This window comes from Mesorhizobium sp. M7A.F.Ca.US.008.03.1.1 (assembly GCF_003997495.1).
GTDB lineage: Bacteria > Pseudomonadota > Alphaproteobacteria > Rhizobiales > Rhizobiaceae > Mesorhizobium.
Window position 1 is genome coordinate 24,177 of sequence record NZ_RZRU01000010.1, and the last position, 19,553, is coordinate 43,729.

The following is a 19,553-nucleotide window of genomic DNA, read 5'->3' on the forward strand; positions in this document are numbered from 1 at the left end:
GGACGACGAGGCCCTTGCTTCCCCGTTCGTCAAATGCCTCCTGCGGCTCATTCGTACTCAGGATTCCTTCGGCTTATGGGAAGGCCATTCGGATGCCGAGCTGCTGGCCGAGTTCATCATCACCAAGCAACAGCAACGTGCGGTACCCTTTGGCGGCGATCCCGATCCTGACGCGCTGTGGAGGCTCGACATGTTTTACACCGCCGTAGCGCTTGCGATCGAGGAGCGCTCCGGCGTGTCGACGTCGCCGACAATAGAAATGAAACCCGTGGGGGCTTCCGGCGGTTGGGCGTTCTGTCGAGACGTCCACCGGTTCGGCTTCGAGACTTTCCGCAAACTTGCTGAGGCCGGTACGAAACTGGTCGACGATGCGACTGCAGCCATTGAAGCCTAGCCCGAGATGGAGCGCATCAAGAAACCATTGTTCCAGGAAGGATCTATGTCAGACCTAGATAGGATGAGGAAAAAAGTCTGAAAGCTCCAGTTGCGTGCAGCTATTGCCAAGATGGCATTGCAGGACCTCGTCGAGGGTCTGCCGGGCAAGTGGGCCGACATACAGGAAGTCGCCGAGAAAACCCAAGCCGTTTATGCCGAGTTGGATGTTGCCAAGAGAGAACTCGCTTCAATGAAGAATTTAGGATGATGCGCACATTCACCACCCGTGACGGCTCCATTTGGATGCCGCCGTACCTGACCTCCATCGATAGCAAATCTGCATCGGCTGCTGCCGTTGTTTCAAGGTCTGCTCGCGCGATGTCATGCATCTTCACGGCGTTGATGATGCGGGTGAAATCCTCGCCCCTGCGATGACGAGGACGACGATTTCGACGGCAAGCTCAATCGCATGATCATGGTTGTCGATGATGCCGGCCGCTGCATAGGCTGCGGAGCCTGCGGCCGCGTCTGCCCCAAGAACTGCCAGACGCATGTTCCGGCCGACGAGCTCGCAACATGATCTGGCGAAAACCAGGGGAGCGGCGTGCACTTCATCTTTTTGTCGGCTCGTGGGGCTGGTCCTGTGCAGCAATGCGTCGATGGTTTACTTCGCTTTGGATTCGCTCCGTGTGGCAGTCGTCACGACGCTGGCCTGTTCGCTGCTGCTTCAGGCCGGCTACTTCGGCCGCGTGCTCTTTCTGATCTGGCAGTCCTCTAGCCGCGCTCGTGGAACTCGCCACAGGGGCCAGCATGCCGATGGTTACAGGAAAGCTCGGGTACCAGTCGTCTGACTCTGATCAACTGCGGAATGCAATTTTCAGCTGTGTCCCGGCTTGGTCGAATGCCCAGCATGTGCTGCTGCTTTGATGCGCGGATGACAGGATCAGTGCTCAGACCCACACCAATTTTGGTCACCCTCTGATGACTGAGCTGATCGTATAGGGAATCTGTGTTCGGCTAACACGCGACCATACCCCTGGGCTGACCGGTGCGTAGCAGGTTCAGGTACTTTTTTGCTGGAGATAGCATGCTGGAAAAATTCGAACGTTATCCGCTCACCTTTGGACCCACGCCGATCGAGAGGCTCGACCGCCTCGGCAAGCATCTGGGCGACAAGGTGGAAATCTACGTCAAACGCGAGGACTGCAACTCCGGTCTCGCGTTCGGCGGAAACAAGCTGCGCAAGCTCGAATACATTGTGCCCGACGCGATCGCGTCAGATGCCGATACGCTCGTCACAATCGGTGGCGTGCAGTCCAACCATACGCGCATGGTCGCTGCGGTCGCCGCCAAGATCGGCATGAAATGCCTCCTGGTCCAGGAGAGCTGGGTCCCACATGATGATGCTGTCTACGACCGGGTCGGCAATATCCTCTTGAGCCGCATCATGGGGGCAGAGGTGCGCCTGGTTGACGAGGGCTTTGACATCGGCATCCGCCGCAGCTGGGAAAAGGCACTTTATGAAGTCAAGGCAAGGGGCGGCAGGCCATATGCGATACCTGCCGGCGCCTCTGTCCACAAATACGGCGGCCTGGGCTATGTGGGGTTCGCTGAGGAGGTGCGTGCCCAGGAAGAGCAGCTTGGGTTTGCCTTCGACTATATCGTCGTCTGTACGGTGACTGGTTCAACCCACGGCGGCATGCTCGTCGGGTTCGCCAAGGATGGTCGACAGCGCAACGTGATCGGTATCGATGCCTCCGCCATGCCCGCCAAGACCAAGGCGCAGGTGCTTGGCATCGCCCAAAATACAGCGAAGCTCGTCCACCTCGGAGCGGAAATTGTCGAGGCAGACGTGGTGTTGTTCATGGACTACGCGTACCCGGGTTATGGCGTTCCATCGGAGGAAACCAAAGAGGCAATCCGTTTGTGCGCGCGGCTCGAGGGCATGATTACGGACCCCGTTTACGAGGGCAAATCGATGCAAGGGATGATCGACCTCGTCCAGAGGGGCTTCTTTCCACAGGGATCGAGGGTCCTCTACGCACATCTAGGCGGCGCACCGGCGATCAACGGGTACGGCTACACCTTTCGCAACGGCTGACGTTCGGCAGTCTGCGATTCCGCGGTCGCGCTCGAACGTGGGTAGGTAGCGTCGTTCGAGCGCTTGGCTGGAGAAGTGGAGGCAGCGACGGGCATCCACTAATTGGTACCATTACGTGCTGTCGGTGCTCAACGCCACGCGCATTGAGCGCATGCCGCCGTTGGCAACCGCGAGGCGAATTTTGACTCCGGGGCAAGAATCCACACGCGGCGGTGGCGGCACGAGGACCAAGCCGGCGAGTTCGCGCTTTCGAACTGGCGCCAAACTGCCACTGCTCGAGGGCCGAGGCCAGTCTAATCACAGGCGAGCCGTCCAAGCTCTCAAGAGTGATAGGGCGAAACCCGACAGCGGCAGAAGACATGTCGGGTTCACGACAATCGGCCGCATTTGGCCTCGTGGAGAATTTCAAAGCATTTCCCGCCGCTTACCGGAGCTGAGGGAATTGGCACCTCCGTTGCAGCTTGATGTGCGGCAACACGGTGAGAGCTTCGCTGAAGCAAGCCAGAGGGAGCGATGCCCTCGAGACCGTGTCCGATTTTGACTGGAAAATATTCCGCGACAAAAGAGACGAAAGGTGTGGAATGACTTTGGACACCAAGATGGAACTGCGTATGGGGTCCCCGGCTCCTGCGATCAAAGTGGAGAACTGGCTGCGTGGCGAGCCCCTCACGAACTTTCGGCCCGGCAAGGTCTACCTCGTTGAGTTTTGGGCGACTTGGTGCGGACCATGTGTCGACGCCATGCCCCATTTGATCGAACTGCAGGAGAAATATGAAGGCAGCGGATTTGAGGCGGTCGGAGTTGCCGCCTGCGAACAGGGTCCTACCGCAGACGAGGCGCGGACCAACGTGGATGCCTGGCTGACCGAGGAGTTCCCGAATCTGAATTATCGTATCGGGTTCGATTACATTGGCGAAATGAACAAGCTCTGGATGGATCCCAGCTCTTCGATTGGGATTCCCACCTCGTTCGTGGTCGACCGCGACGGCCACATCGCTTTTATCGGCCACCCGGCGGAACTCGATGACGTTTTGCCGAAAGTCCTTAACGGCAGCTGGCGCAGCAGCTATGAAGCGAAAGCCGCCGATGCAAAGCGCATCGCGCATAACCAACTTGCAGCGCGCGAAATGTCGCTTACCGGGCCGATATACGCCAAACTTGAGCCGGCGATGCAGGCCGAGGATTGGACGGCGGCGCTCTTGGCCATCGAAGAAGGCCTCGCCTTGATGCCAGACTCTTGTGAGTTCCGGCAGATTCATGCGGATCTTCTGCTTCACAAGCTGCGCGACATCAAGACCGGCATGCCGGTCATGCGAGAATTGGTCGAGGACGCGATCGACAAAACGTCCGACGCGGTGTCGTGGATGGCCTTGGCCCTCAACCAACTCTTCGATCCCACGATGGACAATTCCCATCTTCCGCGCGCGGAGCGCTTTGCGATGGGCAACGAGCTCTCGGAACAGATACTGGCACTCAATCCCCCGAACGGCGATGGCCCGTTTAAATACCTCCGGTACCTCCCGGTAGCTCAGTATTATTACGAGAGCGGCAACAAAGATCGCGCAATCGAGTTGATCGAGGTGGCACTGAAATCGGTGGACCGGCTGGGGCCAATTCCGGACCACACCAAACAGTACTATCTTACCCCATTGCTCGAAGCACTGGCCAACTACACGGGTGAGCCTGCCTGTCACGCGGATCTTTGTGTGGCTCCGCAAAAGAAGGCACCCGAAACTCAAAACGAAGTCACTTCCTGAGCAAGAATCGCGAAGGGACTGACAATTGGAATTGAACACTGGCCAATCCGCCCATCGAAGCTCTCTTCGCAGCAAGTATGTCGATGCAGCAGGGCGGCGGCTTGCGGAAGGTTGGATTTCAATTGCGTTGACCACCGGTCGGATCGCGGCGCAGACGATGTGCGCCGCGAATTCGCGCCGCAGGTCTCGCACTCGTGGACATGTCGAGGTCGGCCACGGGGCACTCTTGGGGTTGGCCCGCCCAAGCCATTCGTCGGCCACGCAAGCGGACCCGGAGTGGGCATCGCAGGAAAAGGAAATCGTACCTCGAAGACGAAGACTGAAATGACGAACAACGAAATTCCTCCGGTTGGCCCTGCTGTCAACAATGACGACGAGGCCCTTGCTTCCCCGTTCGTCAAATGCCTCCTGCGGCTCATTCGTACTCAGGATTCCTTCGGCTTATGGGAAGGCCATTCGGATGCCGAGCTGCTGGCCGAGTTCATCATCACCAAGCAACAGCAACGTGCGGTACCCTTTGGCGGCGATCCCGATCCTGACGCGCTGTGGAGGCTCGACATGTTTACACCGCCGTAGCGCTTGCGATCGAGGAGCGCTCCGGCGTGTCGACGTCGCCAATAATTGGAATGAAGCCCCTGCGGGCTTCCAGCGGTTGGGCGTTCTGTCGAGACGTCCACCGGTTCGGCTTCGAGACTTTCCGCAAACTTGCTGAGGCCGGTACGAAACTGGTCGACGATGCGACTGCAGCCATTGAAGCCTAGCCCGAGATGGAGCGCATCAACAAAACCATTGTTCCAGGAAGGATCTATGTCAGACCTAGATAAGATGAGGAAGAAAGTCCGAAAGCTCCAGTTGCGTGCAGCTATTGCCAAGATGGCATTGCAGGACCTTGTCGAGGGTCTGCCGGGCAAGTGGGCCGACATACAGGAAGTCGCCGAGAAAACCCAAGCCGTTTATGCCGAGTTGGATGTTGCCAAGAGAGAACTCGCTTCAATGAAGAATTTAGGATGATGCGCACATTCACCACCCGTGACGGCTCCATTTGGATGCCGTCGTACCTGACCTCCATCGATAGCAAGACCTGCATCGGCTGCTGCCGTTGTTTCAAGGTCTGCTCGCGCGATGTCATGCATCTTCACGGCGTTGATGATGCGGGTGAAATCCTCGGCCCCTGCGATGACGAGGACGACGATTTCGACGGCAAGCTCAATCGCATGATCATGGTTGTCGATGATGCCGGCCGCTGCATAGGCTGCGGAGCCTGCGGCCGCGTCTGCCCCAAGAACTGCCAGACGCATGTTGCGGCCGACGAGCTCGCAACATGATCTGGCGAAAACCAGGAGAACGGCGTTGCACTTCATCTTTTTGTCGGCTCGTGGGGCTGGTCCTGTGCAGCAATGCGTCGATGGTTTACTTCGCTTTGGATTCGATCCGTGTGGCAGTCGTCACGACGCTGGCCTGTTCGCTGCTGCTTCAGGCCTGCTATTTCGGCTGCGTGCTCTTTTTCGCGGACGTCGATGATCTGTAGAACTGTTCATTCGCTCCGCAGAGGGCCGGCGAATCCAATCTCTTCCTAAGCCCGTTGGCCGTAATCGAAAGACACGGGGCCGGCGAGTTCGTGCTCAGCTGCCACTGTGCTAGCAAGGGAACGGAATCCAATCCCGGAGCAGATGGCCAGAGTTGAGCGAAGACTGCGGTCGGAGCTCCTGCGCTTCCGGGTCTCCAAGGGGACGACTTTGCGAACCGAAGGGACTTTGAACCGTTGACGTGGCCAGCGTGCGGTAGGTTGGGCCAGCGACAGGGATCCCGGCCGGCCGGGAAGCACCGCCCTCTCAATGTGCGTTGACTTCGCTTCCTTTGGCGAAATGTGGGTAACGGCGAGGGCCGCACTCTTCCCGGGCCGTCGACATTCCCGCCCTTTTGGTGCGTGCGCCGTTAGGCGCGACAATTCGGTGCCCGCGTGTAACTGCGCGCATTCGCCGAAGCTTAGACGTGGTGCATTCCCGCTCGCCCGTTTGGCGGACAGTTCCGGCCGTGCTGGTTTTGCCGCCTAACGCCCGCCGCTCGTCACTGCCACACCCCTCTCCGGCAACGGCTCGGCGCATCGCGCAAGCCGGTTTAGCGATCAGGCCAGGCCCTTCGCGAGTTCCAACGCCTGCCGTTCGAAGAGGCGGCGGTAAATGCCACCATCGAGATTGATCAGGGCGGCATGATCGCCGTCCTCCATGATGCGGCCACGGTCGAAGACGAGCAGCCGATCGAGCGAGCGGACCGTCGACAGCCGGTGTGCGATGACGAGTGTGGTTCGGCCCACCATCAACCGATCCACCGCTTGTTGAATGAGCACCTCGGATTCCGAATCGAGGCTCGATGTGGCCTCGTCCAGAATAAGGATCGGCGCGTTCGCGAGGAAGGCGCGCGCGATCGCCACGCGCTGGCGCTCGCCGCCGGAGAGCTTCAAACCCCTTTCGCCGACCAATGTCCCATAGCCCTTCGGCAGGGGCGCGATGAATTCGTGGGCACTTGCCAGTCGTGCCGCTTGCTCGATCTCGGCCTGGCTCGCGCCAGGCCGGCCATAGGCGATGTTCTCGGCAAGCGACCTGTGAAACAGGATCGGCTCCTGCTGCACGATCGCGATCTGCGAACGAAGGGACTCTTGGGTCACCTCCGAGACGTCCTGACCGTCTATCAGGATCCGGCCGCCGCTCAGGTCGTAGAGTCTCTGGATCAGCTTCACGAATGTTGTCTTGCCGGAACCGGAGGGTCCAACCAACCCAACCCTTTCGCCAGCTTCAATCGACAGCGAACATTCGCTATAGAGCGGCAGGGGATGGTTGGCGTAGCGGAAGTGGACGTTCTCGAAATCGATACGGCCGTTCGTGATCCGGATCGGCTTGGCCTCTGGACGATCGGCAACATCCACCTGCTGATTGTGGATGGCCACCAGTTCTTCCATATCATTAACCGAGTGCTGCACGTTGCGGACATGCATGCCGGCATCACGCAGATAGCCCTGCAGGACGATGAAGGACGTGAGAACATATGCTATCTCGCCCGGCGTTGCCTGTCCATGCGACCACAGAAGCAGGGCATATCCGACCACCGCCACCCTGAGCGCAACCAAAGTTACGCCTTGGGTTGAGCCGATGATCGTTCCGCGCACCCAGCTCCGGCGCGCGCGGTGCCGCCATTTCGTCATGATATTTGCAAGCCGCTCGTCTTCGCGAACCTCTGCGCCGAAGCCCTTGACCACAGCGTTGCAACTGACCGCGTCCGCAAGCGCGCCGCTGAGCCTTGTGTCCCATCGGTTGGCAAGGCTCGCCGCTGGCGCGACATAGCCGAGCGACAGCGAAATCGAAAACGCAAGGTAGACGAGAGAGCCGCAAGCAAAGATCACGCCCATGACCGGCCAGTGCCAGCCGAGCAGCACCGTCGAGCCGATCAAGATGACAAACGACGGGAGCAGCGTGACGAGTATCGTGCTGTTGAGGAGGTCGAGCGCCCACATGCCGCGCGTTATCTTGCGCACTGTCGAGCCGGCGAAGCTGTTTGCATGCCAGTCTGTCGAAAAGCGCTGCACATGATGGAACGCTTCGGTCGCGACGTCGGAAATCATTTTCAACACCAGGTCGCTCAGGCCAATGAAGGCGACGTGGCGCATGGCAATGCCACCGAGTGCCAATGCAATCGGTACAGAGAATGCTGCAACAGCTGAATCCGAAGCTGGTGCTGCCGCATTAGCAGCACGAGAAACAGCGTCGATGAGTCGGCCAGAATAGAGCGGCATCAACACGTCAGCCAGCGTGGAGGCGAGCATCGCGGTCATGATGATCGCGAGCCGGGCCGGCTGCCTGTTCCAGAGGCGAACAGTGAAGGCGAAAACGTCGCGACAAGTGGCGCCGCGCCCATGGACGGGGAAACGTCTCATAGTTTCCAAGCGGGCGCATCAACACGCTCGGTCCCAAAGACGATAAAAGACAAAACTGGAATTTCGACCTCCCCCATAACAGCATCAATTTTGGCGGGCAGCTCTTGCCGCCTCACGACGGTGAGTTCAAAAGTCGTGCCAACTGAGCGGGAACATCCGAAGGACAAATTCAGCAGGTTACCGAGCCTGGAGAAAGTCAGCCGCCATCCAGTCGATACGATTGCTACGGCTGCTCAACTCGGGAGATTGGAAAAGAAGGTCGATGTATCGATTGAATTTTGAGCTTGTTCTTGCCTCGATCAAATAAGTACAGTTGCAATGCAGCTTTCTCAGGCCCGGCACTTAGGTGCTGATTTCAAAAGCGCGCCGCGAATACTTTCCTGCCCATATTCCGTCAATCGAATGCTCGACTGTCGGATTGTGCGCTCCCCGACACAGTGCTGTCGGTTCGCCTCCTGGGTACCTCCCCCGTCGATTGACGACCTGAAGGAGAAGCTTCGCTCGCAAGCTGGCACGACTCTTGAGGGTACTCCAGGTGGCGGAAGGAACTCCGGCTCGAGTCCCGTTGACTTCGGATGTTGCGAGGCTGGGTTGGAGCAAACTGTGCACCAATGAGAACGCAATGAAGGAGACATCATGGAACTCCGGCGGATTGCGGTGGAGTTAGACCTATTCCTCAAGATGACTGATGATGTCGCTCAATCCGAACAGTTGTTCGAACTGTTGTCTGCGTTTGCGCTGAATTTCGATTGCCCGTGGATTGCCTATGGGCCGCTCGCATCAGAGAGGGCTTTCAAGCCGAACCGGGAGGGTTCTGTGGTGATGTGGAATTATCCTGCTGAATGGCAGGAGCGCTACTCGAGAATGGGCTATGCCAAAATAGACCCCCTCATCAAGAAAGGTCGAAAGGAGGCGGGACCCTTTCGATGGAGCGAGGTGTATACTGATGAAAACATAACTGAAGATGGACGCCGCGTCTTGGACGAAGCAGCAACATTCGGCTTGAGGTCAGGCGTTACCGTCCCATTACATGGCCCTGGTGGCAGCTTTAGGTTTGTGAGTTTTGCTCAATCCTCGGACTGCGAATTGCAGAATAGAGCGATCACCTACCTGCAAATGGCCGCGCTGCGGTTTCATCGGATGGTTACGAAGTTCGACACTACGACTGCGTCGGAACGAGCTCATAACCTGTCTCCGAGAGAAATAGAGTGCATTGATTTGGTGTCACAAGGAAAATCATCTTGGGAAATAGGAACTATTTTAGGCAGATCACGAAATACGATAGATTTCCATTTAAAAAATGTAATGCGGAAGTTGGATGCGACCAGCAGAACGGTAGCTGTTGTAAAAGCTTTGAACCTTGGGATTATCCAACCGCCGTAGGTGCGCAGCTAGTTCTCCGCCCGTAGTAGCGCGCGTGATAGCCGAGACGCTCCGGCGTGCGCTCGCTCTTCGAAGCACCCAGCGCCTCGTCCATCTCGGCCTCGAGCACCTCCTGCATCACGGCGCGAATCACCTCGTGCAATCCATCCGGCTTCGAAAGCAAAATGTCGTTGACGCTGCTACGGCGGATTTATCTTCAGGCTTGGTCCTGGTGGCGATGCTGAGTTCGCTTCGCTGAGATTGGGCGGTCATGACAGGGTGGTGTTCAATGTCACCGATTCCTGGAAGAAATTACCATCCGTATTAAGCGACTGACGATGAGTGATGTGTGTCCAAAATCTGACAGCTGTCAGAAAACATTTCGGGTTCAATACAGCGGAGCGTCTTAGCCCTGTCGGGCTTTTCGAAGCCTATCTCGCAGTAACTGCGCGCCAGGCGCACTAGCTCGGCCTTTGCTGGTCGATGTGCGGCAATATAGTGTGAGGGCTGACCCGCATGAGAACACGGAACTCGCTCGATGAAGGATGATCGACGGCATCCAGAAAGCTTCTCTCCGGCGGGTTCGAGGGTGCTGCGCGCGCATCTCGGCGACGGGCCAGCGACCAACGGTTGAGGCTACATCTCCGGAGCGAGTGATGCCTCGAAAGATGCAATGCTGTCTCTGGTCCGACGCGCTGGAAGTTTGTGAAGGGTCGGCCCGGCAAATCGGTGAACCGGGCGGCTTAGGCTGCCAAAAAGGGTAGATGTCTGCGTTGCCTCGGTAGATCAGCAGGCGGTATCAGAAAGCCAAAGGCACACGCACACCATCGTGGCGCTTCGCAGGAAGTAGATGGGAGTAATCACCAGTGATTTTACCGGAACTTCGCTCAGCAAACACAGCCGGCAGGGTTTTGGAGATAACGACGACCACGGGATGCGTCGTAGGATGTTCATATTGTCCCCAGGACAAGTTCGCGGTCCGGCAAAGAAAAGTGTCTCATGCGAGTCATCTGGATCTTGAAGATTTCAAGCGGTGTCTGGCCCGCGTACCGACTTCCGTCGACATTGGTTTTGCGGGATACTCCGAACCTTGGCTCAATCCGGACTGTACCGAAATGGTGGAGCACGCCTTCGCCAAAGGCCATGGCATCAGGATTTTTACGACGCTGGTGGGAATGAACGGGCAGGACCTGCAGCGATTGCAAGCCTTGCGCTTGGGCGTATTCGTGGTCCATGTTTTCGATGACGGCACCTACATGAACAGCCGCCTGGTCGGAGACAAGTATCGCGATCTGGTTCGTCAACTCGTCGACGCGGACATCCCCTTGATCCGATTCGTGGCCTTGGGCGAGCCCCACCCAGATATAGCCGACATTATTCCTACCGAAGCCCTGATAAAAGCGCGGCCGGTGAGCAGTAGGGGTGGAAGCGTCGACCCTAAGATCGTTGCACCACGTCAGCCAGTGGTCGGAGCCCTAACCTGCGTGGACGCACGACAGTATCGGAATGTTCTTCTTCCAAACGGCGACGTTACCCTGTGCTCTATGGATTTTGAACGGCGTCACGTATTGGGCAACCTTCTATATGAGGGTTACTCCGCTCTGTTTGAAAAGCCAGTTTTTCGCGAAATCGTCGACCGCATGAATGGAGCAGATGGTTTTCTGCTTTGCAGGATGTGTGAATTCGCCGACCCAAACGACCGGACCTGAGTGCATGCCGGCCGAGAGGGCGTGCCTGGCAGTGCGGATGGCCCCACGACAGATGCACCTGCCCGCGACGCCATCGTGTTTTCACGTTACGCCAGTATGTTCCTGTAGGCGCGGCAGTGGGCCTCGAGCATTTCGGAGACGAGCTCATCGAAAGGTCTTCGCCTTCCAACCGAGCTTGTCGGCCTGCCTAGCTTGAGGTAACGCCGATCACAGGTCAACCATCGGTCGGATGGAAACAGTGTTAGTCGATCCCGATCAGAGCTTGATTGCTTACTCACGGCTCACCTCGTCAACGCCTTCACCCTCCCGGACGATCTCCTTTTCGACTCGCCTGAAGGCAGCAGCCCAGCTGCGGCCGGGGATGGTTGCCGTCGCGGTAGTGGACGTTCTCGAAACCGATGCGGCCCTTCGCCAGCGCGTCTCCCGGTTGCTTCCGCCTGGCCTACGAACGGGCTTTCCGTCAAGGGGGTCCACGGCGGCCCCGCCCTCTTGATCCGGCGGCTCGGGCCAGTCATCGCGCAAGAGATCGGAATCCGCATTCTTCTCAAAGAGAGCGTGGCTTTCGCTGTGTCATCGGTCATCAAATAGTTTCTTGAATCAGGTTGGTGTCCGCAGCCCGAGGTTGAACGGCGAATATTGATGACCGCCGCGAAGCCGCTCGCTCGCTACGGCGCTATTGAGGAGCGCGCTCGCGAGCGGCTTCGCTACCGCCGAGCGACACAACCTCTGGCGACGCGACCCTGCTGATCTCCTTGGACTCATTCATTTGTCCGGAGCGCTATGGGCAGCGAAGGGTGGGTACGTCAACTACCTGATGCCATAGTAGCGATGCTTTCGCGGAAGCTTTAGAAGCCATCCTGTTGCAGCACATTCGAAAGCATCCGAATGGAGGGCAACGCAACCCAACAATATTTGATGAGGATGCCGGCATCACCAGACCAAACCCAGACCAAACAAAGCTGCCTCCGGCATTCTGCTTCAACGTTAAGCGACGAACATCTGCCGCAAACCACTAGCCATTAAACAGCTCTCTTCTTTGAAAGACTATGTGCAGAGGACTTGATATGGACACCGACGCTTTCACGGCTCATGAATCTAACGTTCGTCGTTATTGCCGGGCGTTCCCCACCGTCTTTACGAAGGCCCTTGGGGCGACGATCTGGGACGAGACGGGTAAGCCCTTTATCGATTTCCTGGTGGGTTCCGGCGCACTCAACTACGGGCACAACAATCCGGATATTATGGCGCCAGCGATTGAATATCTCGTCGGTGAGAACATTCTTCTGTCGCTTGATATGCATACGGCGGCAAAGCGTGACTTCATTGAAGGGTTCGTCGATTGGATCCTGAAACCCAGAGGCCTTTCGTACAAGATTCAGTTTCCCGGGCCGACCGGCACGAACGCCAACGAAGCGGCGCTGGCGCTGGCGCGAAAATACACCGGCCGCTCGAGCGTCATGGCCTTTACGAATGCGTTCCACGGCATGTCGCTCGGCTCTCTAGCGGTGTCGGGCTCGGCCTCAACCAGGGAACTGGGAGGCGTCGCTCGCCACGATGTGATCCGTGTTCCCTATGACGGCTATCCGAGCCAAGCTTTCGATTCCGCCAGTTACATCGACAGCGTTTTGAGCGACCCGGGGAGCGGCATAGAAAAGCCTGCCGCAATCATTCTGGAGACCATCCAGGCCGAAGGCGGCATGAACGCCGCATCCGCAGCTTGGCTCACGGAAATTCAGCGCATTTGCCGTACGCACGGCATTGTTTTTATCGTCGACGATATTCAGGCGGGTGCGGGCCGAACTGGCGATTTCTTCTCATTCGAGTCCGCGAAAATCGAACCGGATATTGTGTGTCTTTCCAAGTCCCTAAGCGGTTCAGGTAGTCCGTTGTCCATCGTTCTGATTCGACCCGACTTGGACATATGGAAGCCCGGAGAACATAGCGGGACCTTCAGAGGCAACAATTTCGCCTTCGTGACGGCAGGAGCCATGTGCAAGATGTGGTCGGATAGGAAATTTACTGCAGGTGTCGAGCGGACAGCCGTCAGGCTGCAAACGCACCTCGATCGCCTGGTTGCGAAATTTCCAAGATACATCGAACAGAAGCGCGGCCGCGGTCTGATGGCCGGCCTGAAATGCCGTTCACCGGCAGTTGTCGGCCGCGTGCACGATGTCGCATTCGAAAATGGCCTTCTTATCGAATCCTCGGGGCCAAATCGCGACGTTATCAAAGTCCTCCCACCGATAACCATCACCGATGCCGAACTCGATCGTGGCATCACCATCCTTGAACACGCACTACAGGAGCAAGACAATGCCTAGTCAGATATCTCAAGTGCCAGCCATCTCGCCGGTTTCGATCAAAGAACGGACCGGGTCGATCAACACGGCGGAGATCATCTCGGTCCTGAAAGGTGAGCTCACCGCTCTGCACATCAAGCAAGCTTTCAGCACCGAAGTAGCCGAGGAGATCACTACGAACTTTATTGGAAGCTCTGGTCTCAGAGAGCGTAAAGATGGTGTGCCCGGACAATATGTCGGCGCATCTCACTACAGGAAGGATGCAGCCACCTATTTCGCAGACGCCGAAAACGCGCGGCCGTACGTCGATGCCCTTTTTAAGAATTTGGTTGACCCGGTTCGAGCAGTATTCAGGGCGTTGAAGCGAGAGCTTCACAACCAGGGAATCGAATTGCGGCTAGCCCGTTCCGAACACGGCCAGGCCAATGTTTGTCGCGGCCTCAGTTGGTCGGGCACAGGCACATTTTCCTTGGATCCCCACGACGACGTCGCTCAAGTCTTACGTGCTGGCGATGATTACGAGCTTTCTGCGGTGGCGCACAATACGGTCGCAGCGCTCAACCTCTATCCCAGCATGCCTGAGGAAGGCGGCAATCTGAAGCTCTGGAGCCACAAGCCGACGGTTGCGGACCGGATATCGCAAGGTGTGGAGACCACTGGATATCCCTATTCGGCAGCCTATCTGGAAGCCGTCCCTTGCCGCGAGTTCGAGCTCAAAACCGGGGATATCGCCCTAATCGATGGCGGCTTCGTTCACGGGGTTACCGGTCAATTAGGCGACGGAAAGCGTCGCCTAGTGCTGAATTGCTTTTTCGGATTTGCGCGGCCTGATCTTGTTCTCTGGTGGACGTGACGTTGGACCTCGCAGCGATCGACTGGCTTGGGCCGTGAGTTGGCGTGGCCAGGCGTGTGACTGCTCATGCTGCCGTCATACAAGCCGAACCTCGAACCGATTGAAATGGCCTTCGCCAGACAGTTTGGGCTGATGCCTTTGCAGGCTACAATTCAGGACTCGCCCTATGAAGAAGCAGTTTACTCCTACAAACGATGTAAGCCTCGCGATCTTTGATCGTCTTGAGTCTGAGGTGCGGAGCTACGTCCGTGCGTTCCCAGTTCTGTTCGATCGAGGCGTCGGCACTGCCCTCATAGCTACAGACGGTCGGGAATACATCGACTTCTTGGGAGGCGCGGGAGCCTTGAATTACGGGCACAACAACCCAGCCTTCACGCGGGCGTTGTTGGACTACATTGCGCGCGACGGAATTGTGCACGGGCTCGACCTTGCTACGACCGCCAAGAAGGCCTTCATCGAAGCTTTTGAGCAGTTTATTTTGAAGCCCCGCGGTCTGTCTTATAAATTGCAATTTACTGGCCCCACAGGTACGAACGCGGTCGAGGCGGCTCTGAAGCTAGCTCGCCAAGTGACCGGCAGGTCAAACATCGTTTCGTTTACGAACTCGTTTCACGGAGTCAGCGCTGGGGCGTTGGCGGCAACCGGAAACACGAAGTTCCGAGATGCTGTCGGCTTTCCCCTCGCGCACGTGACATCGTTGCCGTACGAGGGCTATCTCGGCGCTTCAGACACGATCGAGTATTTCGAGAAGCTTCTCGATGATCCTAGCAGTGGTCTCGGCAAACCCGCTGCGGTGATCCTAGAAGCAGTGCAGGGCGAAGGCGGTGTCAATGCTGCTACCGTTGAATGGCTGCAACGGCTGCGTGATCTGACCTCTCGGCACGAGATCCTGATGATCCTCGATGATATTCAGGCTGGTGTCGGTCGCACAGGGAAATTCTTCAGTTTCGAGGCGGCTGAGATCGTGCCGGACATCGTTACCCTGTCAAAGTCGTTGTCTGCAATTGGAACGCCTATGGCCCTTGTCCTCATGAAGCCTGAACTTGATGTCTGGACGCCGGGTGCGCACACCGGCACGTTCAGGGGCAACAACTATGCTTTCGTCACTGCTCGTGCGGCCCTTGAGACTTACTGGTCCGACTCCAAGTTTGAAGATGAGATTGCTCGCAAATCAGCCATCTTGGCTCAAGAACTCAAGTCGATCGCAGACGACTTCCCCAGCCTTGCTCTGAATGTCCGAGGCCGCGGCTTGATGTATGGACTCGTATCACCAAAGCACCACTCATTGCCGGGGCTCATTTCCCGGGAAGCTTTTCGTCGCGGCTTGGTGATCGAGATCGCTGGCTCGTATGGTGAGGTGCTCAAGTTCATGACAGCCCTTACCATAACCGAGGCTGAACTGCGCCGTGGTCTGTCGATCGTACGCGACAGCATTGGCGCGGTGCAGGACAGCATTTCAGCGGAGTAGGCATTCACTCAGTCCCCCCTACCCAGTCTGGGCTTATCAAGCAAAGGAAATTCCGCTTTAGACGTATGCGATTGTATGGAGACGGACAGCAAAAATGGACACTCGGAGAGCTCAAACAATGGACACCGACCGCTTGACGTGATCGAACGACAGTACGGCATGTGCAAATCAATACACACTTCTTGCTCGTTGCAAGATGAAGGACGACGTCCAGGGCCGGTGAAACCGGTATTCTAATATATTATATAAGTAAGATGGTAATATTGCTGGTTTATCACGAGCGAAGACGAACGGTACACAACACATTAGAAATTAACTTGTATAAGAGGTCCGGTATTTCTTATCCTTTCTGATGAAAAATAGAACGGATTTTGTGCGACGTCGAAGTTTGGCGAGACGAGTGTAAGGCGCGTTCGCGAACCTTACACCGTTACGTTCTGAAGGAGTTGAGATCGTGAGTGATATGACAGCCCGAGACGATGAGATAAGCCTAGCCGAACGCGTAACGCAGCATTTGAAACCGCATTTATGGGCAAAGGCCAACCGGCTCCTTATCCGTAAAGCAATCAGCGAATTTGCACACGAGTTGCTAATTGCTCCTCGACTCCAGCGAATGGAAGGCGACTGGGGGAAGTATGTGCTGGAAAGCGAGACCCCTGGGTTGGAGTATTGGTTCCAGGCTCGGCGCCTCCTGCTAGATCACTGGCAAGTGGACGCCGGCTCTCTGGAGAAAAGGATTGAGGGCAGGCCGGCCCCCCTGGATGCGCTTGATTTTGTTATTGAGTTCAGCCGCCATCTTGGCATAAAGGAAGAGATGATGCCGGTTTACCTGCAGGAGATCAGCAGCACGCTGTATGGCAGCGCGTACAAGCAGGCCAAAACAGAGATATCCGCCGCAGAACTGGCTTTTGCCGATTACCAGATCGTTGAGGCTGGCATGACGGAGGGCCACCCGACCTTTATCGCGAATAACGGTCGCATTGGCTTTGACGCGCTCGACTATAGTCGCTATGCGCCGGAGGTGGGCAGTTCGATAAGACTCATATGGCTGGCCGTCCATAAAGAAATGGCAACGTTTAAGTCCATTTCAACGCTCGACTACGACCTTCTCATGCACGAGGAACTCGGTCGACAGGCGCTGGAACAGTTCGACGCAGCGTTGCGTCAAAAGGGACTAAACTCGACCGATTACATCTATATGCCAGCGCATCCTTGGCAATGGTTCAATCGGCTCTCAACTATCTTCGCGGCGGATATCGCCAACCGGCACATTGTCTGCCTAGGCCAGGGGAAGGACATATATCATGCCCAGCAATCGATCCGCACACTTTTCAATATAAGCGATCCGCATAAACGGTACGTGAAAACGGCGCTGTCGATACTTAACATGGGGTTTATGCGCGGCTTGTCACCGACACACATGCTGGCGACGCCCGCCATCAACGAATGGTTGAAGAATTTGCTCGACAGTGACTCCTATTTAGCCGCCAACGGCTTCAGCATCCTTCGCGAGGTCGCGACGATTGGCTATCGCAATCGTTGTTTCAACACCGCCCTCAAGAAGGACTCCCCTTACAAGCAGATGCTTTCTGCGCTGTGGAGGGAAAGCCCCCTTCGGCAGTTGAAAGAAGGGGAACGTCTGATGACAATGGCGTCGCTGCTTCATGTCGATTACAATGGTGAAGCACTCGTGACAGCCCTCATCAATGCCTCGGGGTTAGACGCCGCCGCTTGGCTACGCCGCTATTTTGAATCTTATCTGGCGCCGCTTCTCCACTGCTTTTATGCTTACGATCTAGCGTTTATGGCACATGGAGAAAATATAATTCTAGTTATGAAAGATCACGCTCCGACGCGAGTTATCATGAAAGACATTGGCGAGGAGCTTCGTATTCTAGGCGGAGATCTCAACGTGCCGGAGGAGATTAAGAGGATCTGCATTCAAGTAAATCGCGACATGAAGCACGACTTCATTTTCACCGACGTTTTCGACTGCTTCTTTCGTTACTTGGCTGTAACACTCGAAGAACATCTTGATTTTCCGTCGACACACTTCTGGCAGCTCGTAAGCGAGTCCATCCTTGGCTACCAGACGAAACATCCGGAATATGACGAAAAATACAGGCAGCATGACCTATTCGCTCCAGAATTTCTGCGACGATGTATGAATCGACTGCAGATACAAAAAAACCAGCAAATGGTGGACTTCGGTGATCCGGGAGAATACCTGCACACCGTCGGCACGCTGAAGAACCCACTGGCGGGCATTCGCAAAGTGACCAGTGCAGGTTAAGCTTGAAGGAGGCGCGTATTTTAAATGAACAATGTAGTTAGCCGGTTTTGGGCCAATACCATACCCCCCCCTTGGGGTAAGCAACCCCTTGCGTAAACGCCGCCGCAGCATGTTGCGCGTATCAGGCGCCCGCTCACCAGCGCGTCGCCTGCTTCCATTCTGAAAGGAGGCGCCTAATTTTTTTATCGCCTTCGGGCCGGCTTTCCAGGTGCCGTCAACACTGACACGGTTAGGCGCCCAAAGCTTGATTTGTGTAGACCTCGCTACCTTAAGCATAAACCTCGTCGAACGCCTTCAATCAAGCACTGCGGCCTTGACGCTCATGCTAGGAGATCATGGCCGCGTTGGAGGTAAGTGCGGCTCTAACTTATGGCTAGAAGGGAGCTTCTCATGTACATTCTAGAAACGCCGCGCCTAATCCTAAGGCCACCGTCGCATAGCGACGAGCTTCTTCTACATGAGCTTCATAGCGATCCATTTGTGGTAAATGCCATGTGGGATGGAGTCTATCCGACCCGAGAGCAATCGAAAGCTAAACTACAACAGTTCATCCATCATTGGCAGAGCAATGGTTTCGGCTTATGGATGGTGTTCGTAAAAGGCGAAGGCCAAGTCGGAAAATTCGCAGGCTACTGTGGATTGATGTACAGTGGCCCGTATCTGCCCGAAGATCCCACTAATGTGGAAACCGTATCGTGCCTCCACCTTGCGTCTTCCGGTAAGGGGATCGCCGCAGAGGCCGGCAGGGCAGCGATCCAGTTTGCTTTCGAGAACCTAACGCTCGAGAAGGTCACTTCATTCATTCGCCCAACGAACACGCGTTCGCTTCGGAAAGCACCGAAAGTAGGCCTTCGCTATGTAAGAGACCGGGTCTACAATAACGTAGTTATGCGATATTTTGAAGTGACAGTCTTGACTGCTGTAAAAATCGAAAAAGTCGTCGTTATCTCTTGTTAGTATCATTGTTTCTCGGAAGACGGTGATGCAAGAAACCGTAGGCGAGCGCTGCTCTCGCCCTACGAACTTGCAATCATTCACACCGACGCACCGGCGTGTCCGGAGATGCATGTGCCCTGGAATTGAGAGCTTGTCGGTTCAGAGATAGTTCAGATGGGTCGCTCGGTCTCGCTTCGGGCATGCCCTCGACCGATTTGGCGATCAAATCGCTCCGTTACAGACGGCATGATGTGGAGCTGCCGCGCCGTAAGTGACCATATCTCAGGCGGTAGGAGGAGCGCTTTGCTGAAGAAGCCCATCACACTTGGTACCTTGATGGGGAGTTGCGTGGTTTTCGATTATATCGTCGTGGGTGGTGGCTCCTCTGGATGCGTGATGGCGAGCAGGCTCTCCGCCTATGGCGCTCGCGTGCTGCTCATTGAAGCTGGCCCTGATACGCCGCCGAATGCC

General features: G+C 56.4%; 17 protein-coding genes and 3 pseudogenes. 18 read left to right on the forward strand and 2 right to left on the reverse strand.

The annotated features are described in order from the left end of the window. From EOA16_RS15585 to EOA16_RS15630, 10 genes and pseudogenes are all read left to right on the forward strand, one after another. The coding region (locus EOA16_RS15585; RefSeq protein WP_127259213.1) for a DUF269 domain-containing protein at nt 1-394 on the forward strand (394 nt) is incomplete at its 5' end. A 90-nt stretch (nt 395-484) separates the two neighbouring features. Next, nucleotides 485-643: a CCE_0567 family metalloprotein gene (locus tag EOA16_RS15590; RefSeq protein WP_224571204.1), complete on the forward strand. Its 159-nt coding sequence runs from the start codon at nt 485-487 to the stop codon at nt 641-643. Next, nucleotides 640-955 (forward strand): annotated as a pseudogene (gene fdxB / locus EOA16_RS15595) (ferredoxin III, nif-specific). The gene EOA16_RS15590 and the pseudogene fdxB (EOA16_RS15595) overlap by 4 nt, the downstream one beginning before the upstream one ends. 79 nt (nt 956-1,034) lie before the next feature. Continuing rightward, entirely contained in the window at nt 1,035-1,226 is a 192-nt protein-coding gene (locus tag EOA16_RS33150; protein ID WP_127230899.1) for an exopolysaccharide production repressor protein, read from the forward strand. 236 nt (nt 1,227-1,462) lie between these two features. Further along, nucleotides 1,463-2,476: a 1-aminocyclopropane-1-carboxylate deaminase gene (locus tag EOA16_RS15605; RefSeq protein ID WP_024505903.1), complete on the forward strand. Its 1,014-nt coding sequence runs from the start codon at nt 1,463-1,465 to the stop codon at nt 2,474-2,476. Between the two features lie 599 nt (nt 2,477-3,075). Beyond that, a complete protein-coding gene (locus tag EOA16_RS15610; RefSeq protein ID WP_063170386.1) occupies nt 3,076-4,233 on the forward strand; it encodes a TlpA disulfide reductase family protein in 1,158 nt (385 codons plus the stop codon). Nucleotides 4,234-4,557: 324 nt separating this feature from the next. Then, nucleotides 4,558-4,994 (forward strand): annotated as a pseudogene (locus EOA16_RS15615) (DUF269 domain-containing protein). A 46-nt stretch (nt 4,995-5,040) separates the two neighbouring features. Continuing rightward, nucleotides 5,041-5,244 carry a CCE_0567 family metalloprotein gene (locus tag EOA16_RS15620; protein WP_063169367.1) on the forward strand — a complete coding sequence of 68 codons (204 nt, stop codon included), beginning with the start codon at nt 5,041-5,043 and terminating at the stop codon, nt 5,242-5,244. Further along, a complete protein-coding gene (fdxB, locus tag EOA16_RS15625; RefSeq protein WP_174800308.1) occupies nt 5,241-5,558 on the forward strand; it encodes a ferredoxin III, nif-specific in 318 nt (105 codons plus the stop codon). The genes EOA16_RS15620 and fdxB (EOA16_RS15625) overlap by 4 nt, the downstream gene beginning before the upstream one ends. Further along, nucleotides 5,555-5,761 carry an exopolysaccharide production repressor protein gene (locus tag EOA16_RS15630; RefSeq protein ID WP_082826584.1) on the forward strand — a complete coding sequence of 69 codons (207 nt, stop codon included), beginning with the start codon at nt 5,555-5,557 and terminating at the stop codon, nt 5,759-5,761. The genes fdxB (EOA16_RS15625) and EOA16_RS15630 overlap by 4 nt, the downstream gene beginning before the upstream one ends. Nucleotides 5,762-6,358: 597 nt before the next feature. On the opposite strand, the gene EOA16_RS15635 is transcribed toward EOA16_RS15630, so the two are convergent. Then, nucleotides 6,359-8,161, reverse strand: a complete 1,803-nt coding sequence (locus EOA16_RS15635; RefSeq protein WP_063169366.1) for an ABC transporter ATP-binding protein — start codon at nt 8,159-8,161, stop codon at nt 6,359-6,361. Here EOA16_RS15635 and EOA16_RS32655 point away from each other — a divergent pair. Both EOA16_RS32655 and EOA16_RS15640 read left to right on the forward strand, forming a co-directional pair. Next, the gene (locus EOA16_RS32655) at nt 8,141-8,443 is read left to right on the forward strand and encodes a hypothetical protein (protein ID WP_127262113.1); all 303 of its coding nucleotides are present in this window, start codon (nt 8,141-8,143) and stop codon (nt 8,441-8,443) included. The two genes, EOA16_RS15635 and EOA16_RS32655, sit on opposite strands and share 21 nt — an antisense overlap. A 354-nt stretch (nt 8,444-8,797) precedes the next feature. After that, nucleotides 8,798-9,544: a LuxR family transcriptional regulator gene (locus tag EOA16_RS15640; protein WP_063169365.1), complete on the forward strand. Its 747-nt coding sequence runs from the start codon at nt 8,798-8,800 to the stop codon at nt 9,542-9,544. A gap of 16 nt (nt 9,545-9,560) precedes the next feature. Here the strand turns inward: EOA16_RS15640 and EOA16_RS15645 are convergent. Beyond that, nucleotides 9,561-9,796: pseudogene (locus tag EOA16_RS15645) on the reverse strand (transposase); the annotation flags it as partial. Nucleotides 9,797-10,515: 719 nt separating this feature from the next. Between EOA16_RS15645 and EOA16_RS15650 the strand changes: the two are divergent. The 6 genes from EOA16_RS15650 (at nt 10,516) to EOA16_RS15675 (ending at nt 19,103) form a co-directional block, all read left to right on the forward strand. After that, nucleotides 10,516-11,232: an SPASM domain-containing protein gene (locus EOA16_RS15650; protein ID WP_224571099.1), complete on the forward strand. Its 717-nt coding sequence runs from the start codon at nt 10,516-10,518 to the stop codon at nt 11,230-11,232. 1,064 nt (nt 11,233-12,296) lie between these two features. Next, the gene (gene ectB / locus EOA16_RS15655; RefSeq protein WP_063169362.1) at nt 12,297-13,553 is read left to right on the forward strand and encodes a diaminobutyrate--2-oxoglutarate transaminase; all 1,257 of its coding nucleotides are present in this window, start codon (nt 12,297-12,299) and stop codon (nt 13,551-13,553) included. After that, the gene (locus EOA16_RS15660) at nt 13,546-14,385 is read left to right on the forward strand and encodes a hypothetical protein (protein WP_063169361.1); all 840 of its coding nucleotides are present in this window, start codon (nt 13,546-13,548) and stop codon (nt 14,383-14,385) included. Before ectB (EOA16_RS15655) ends, EOA16_RS15660 begins: the two co-directional genes overlap by 8 nt. A 166-nt stretch (nt 14,386-14,551) precedes the next feature. Beyond that, nucleotides 14,552-15,853, forward strand: a complete 1,302-nt coding sequence (ectB, locus tag EOA16_RS15665; RefSeq protein ID WP_063169360.1) for a diaminobutyrate--2-oxoglutarate transaminase — start codon at nt 14,552-14,554, stop codon at nt 15,851-15,853. 463 nt (nt 15,854-16,316) lie between these two features. Then, complete coding sequence (locus EOA16_RS15670; RefSeq protein WP_063169359.1) at nt 16,317-18,146, forward strand: IucA/IucC family siderophore biosynthesis protein; 1,830 nt, start codon at nt 16,317-16,319, stop codon at nt 18,144-18,146. Nucleotides 18,147-18,536: 390 nt separating this feature from the next. Continuing rightward, entirely contained in the window at nt 18,537-19,103 is a 567-nt protein-coding gene (locus tag EOA16_RS15675) for a GNAT family N-acetyltransferase (RefSeq protein WP_158515808.1), read from the forward strand. Nucleotides 19,104-19,553 lie beyond the last annotated feature (450 nt).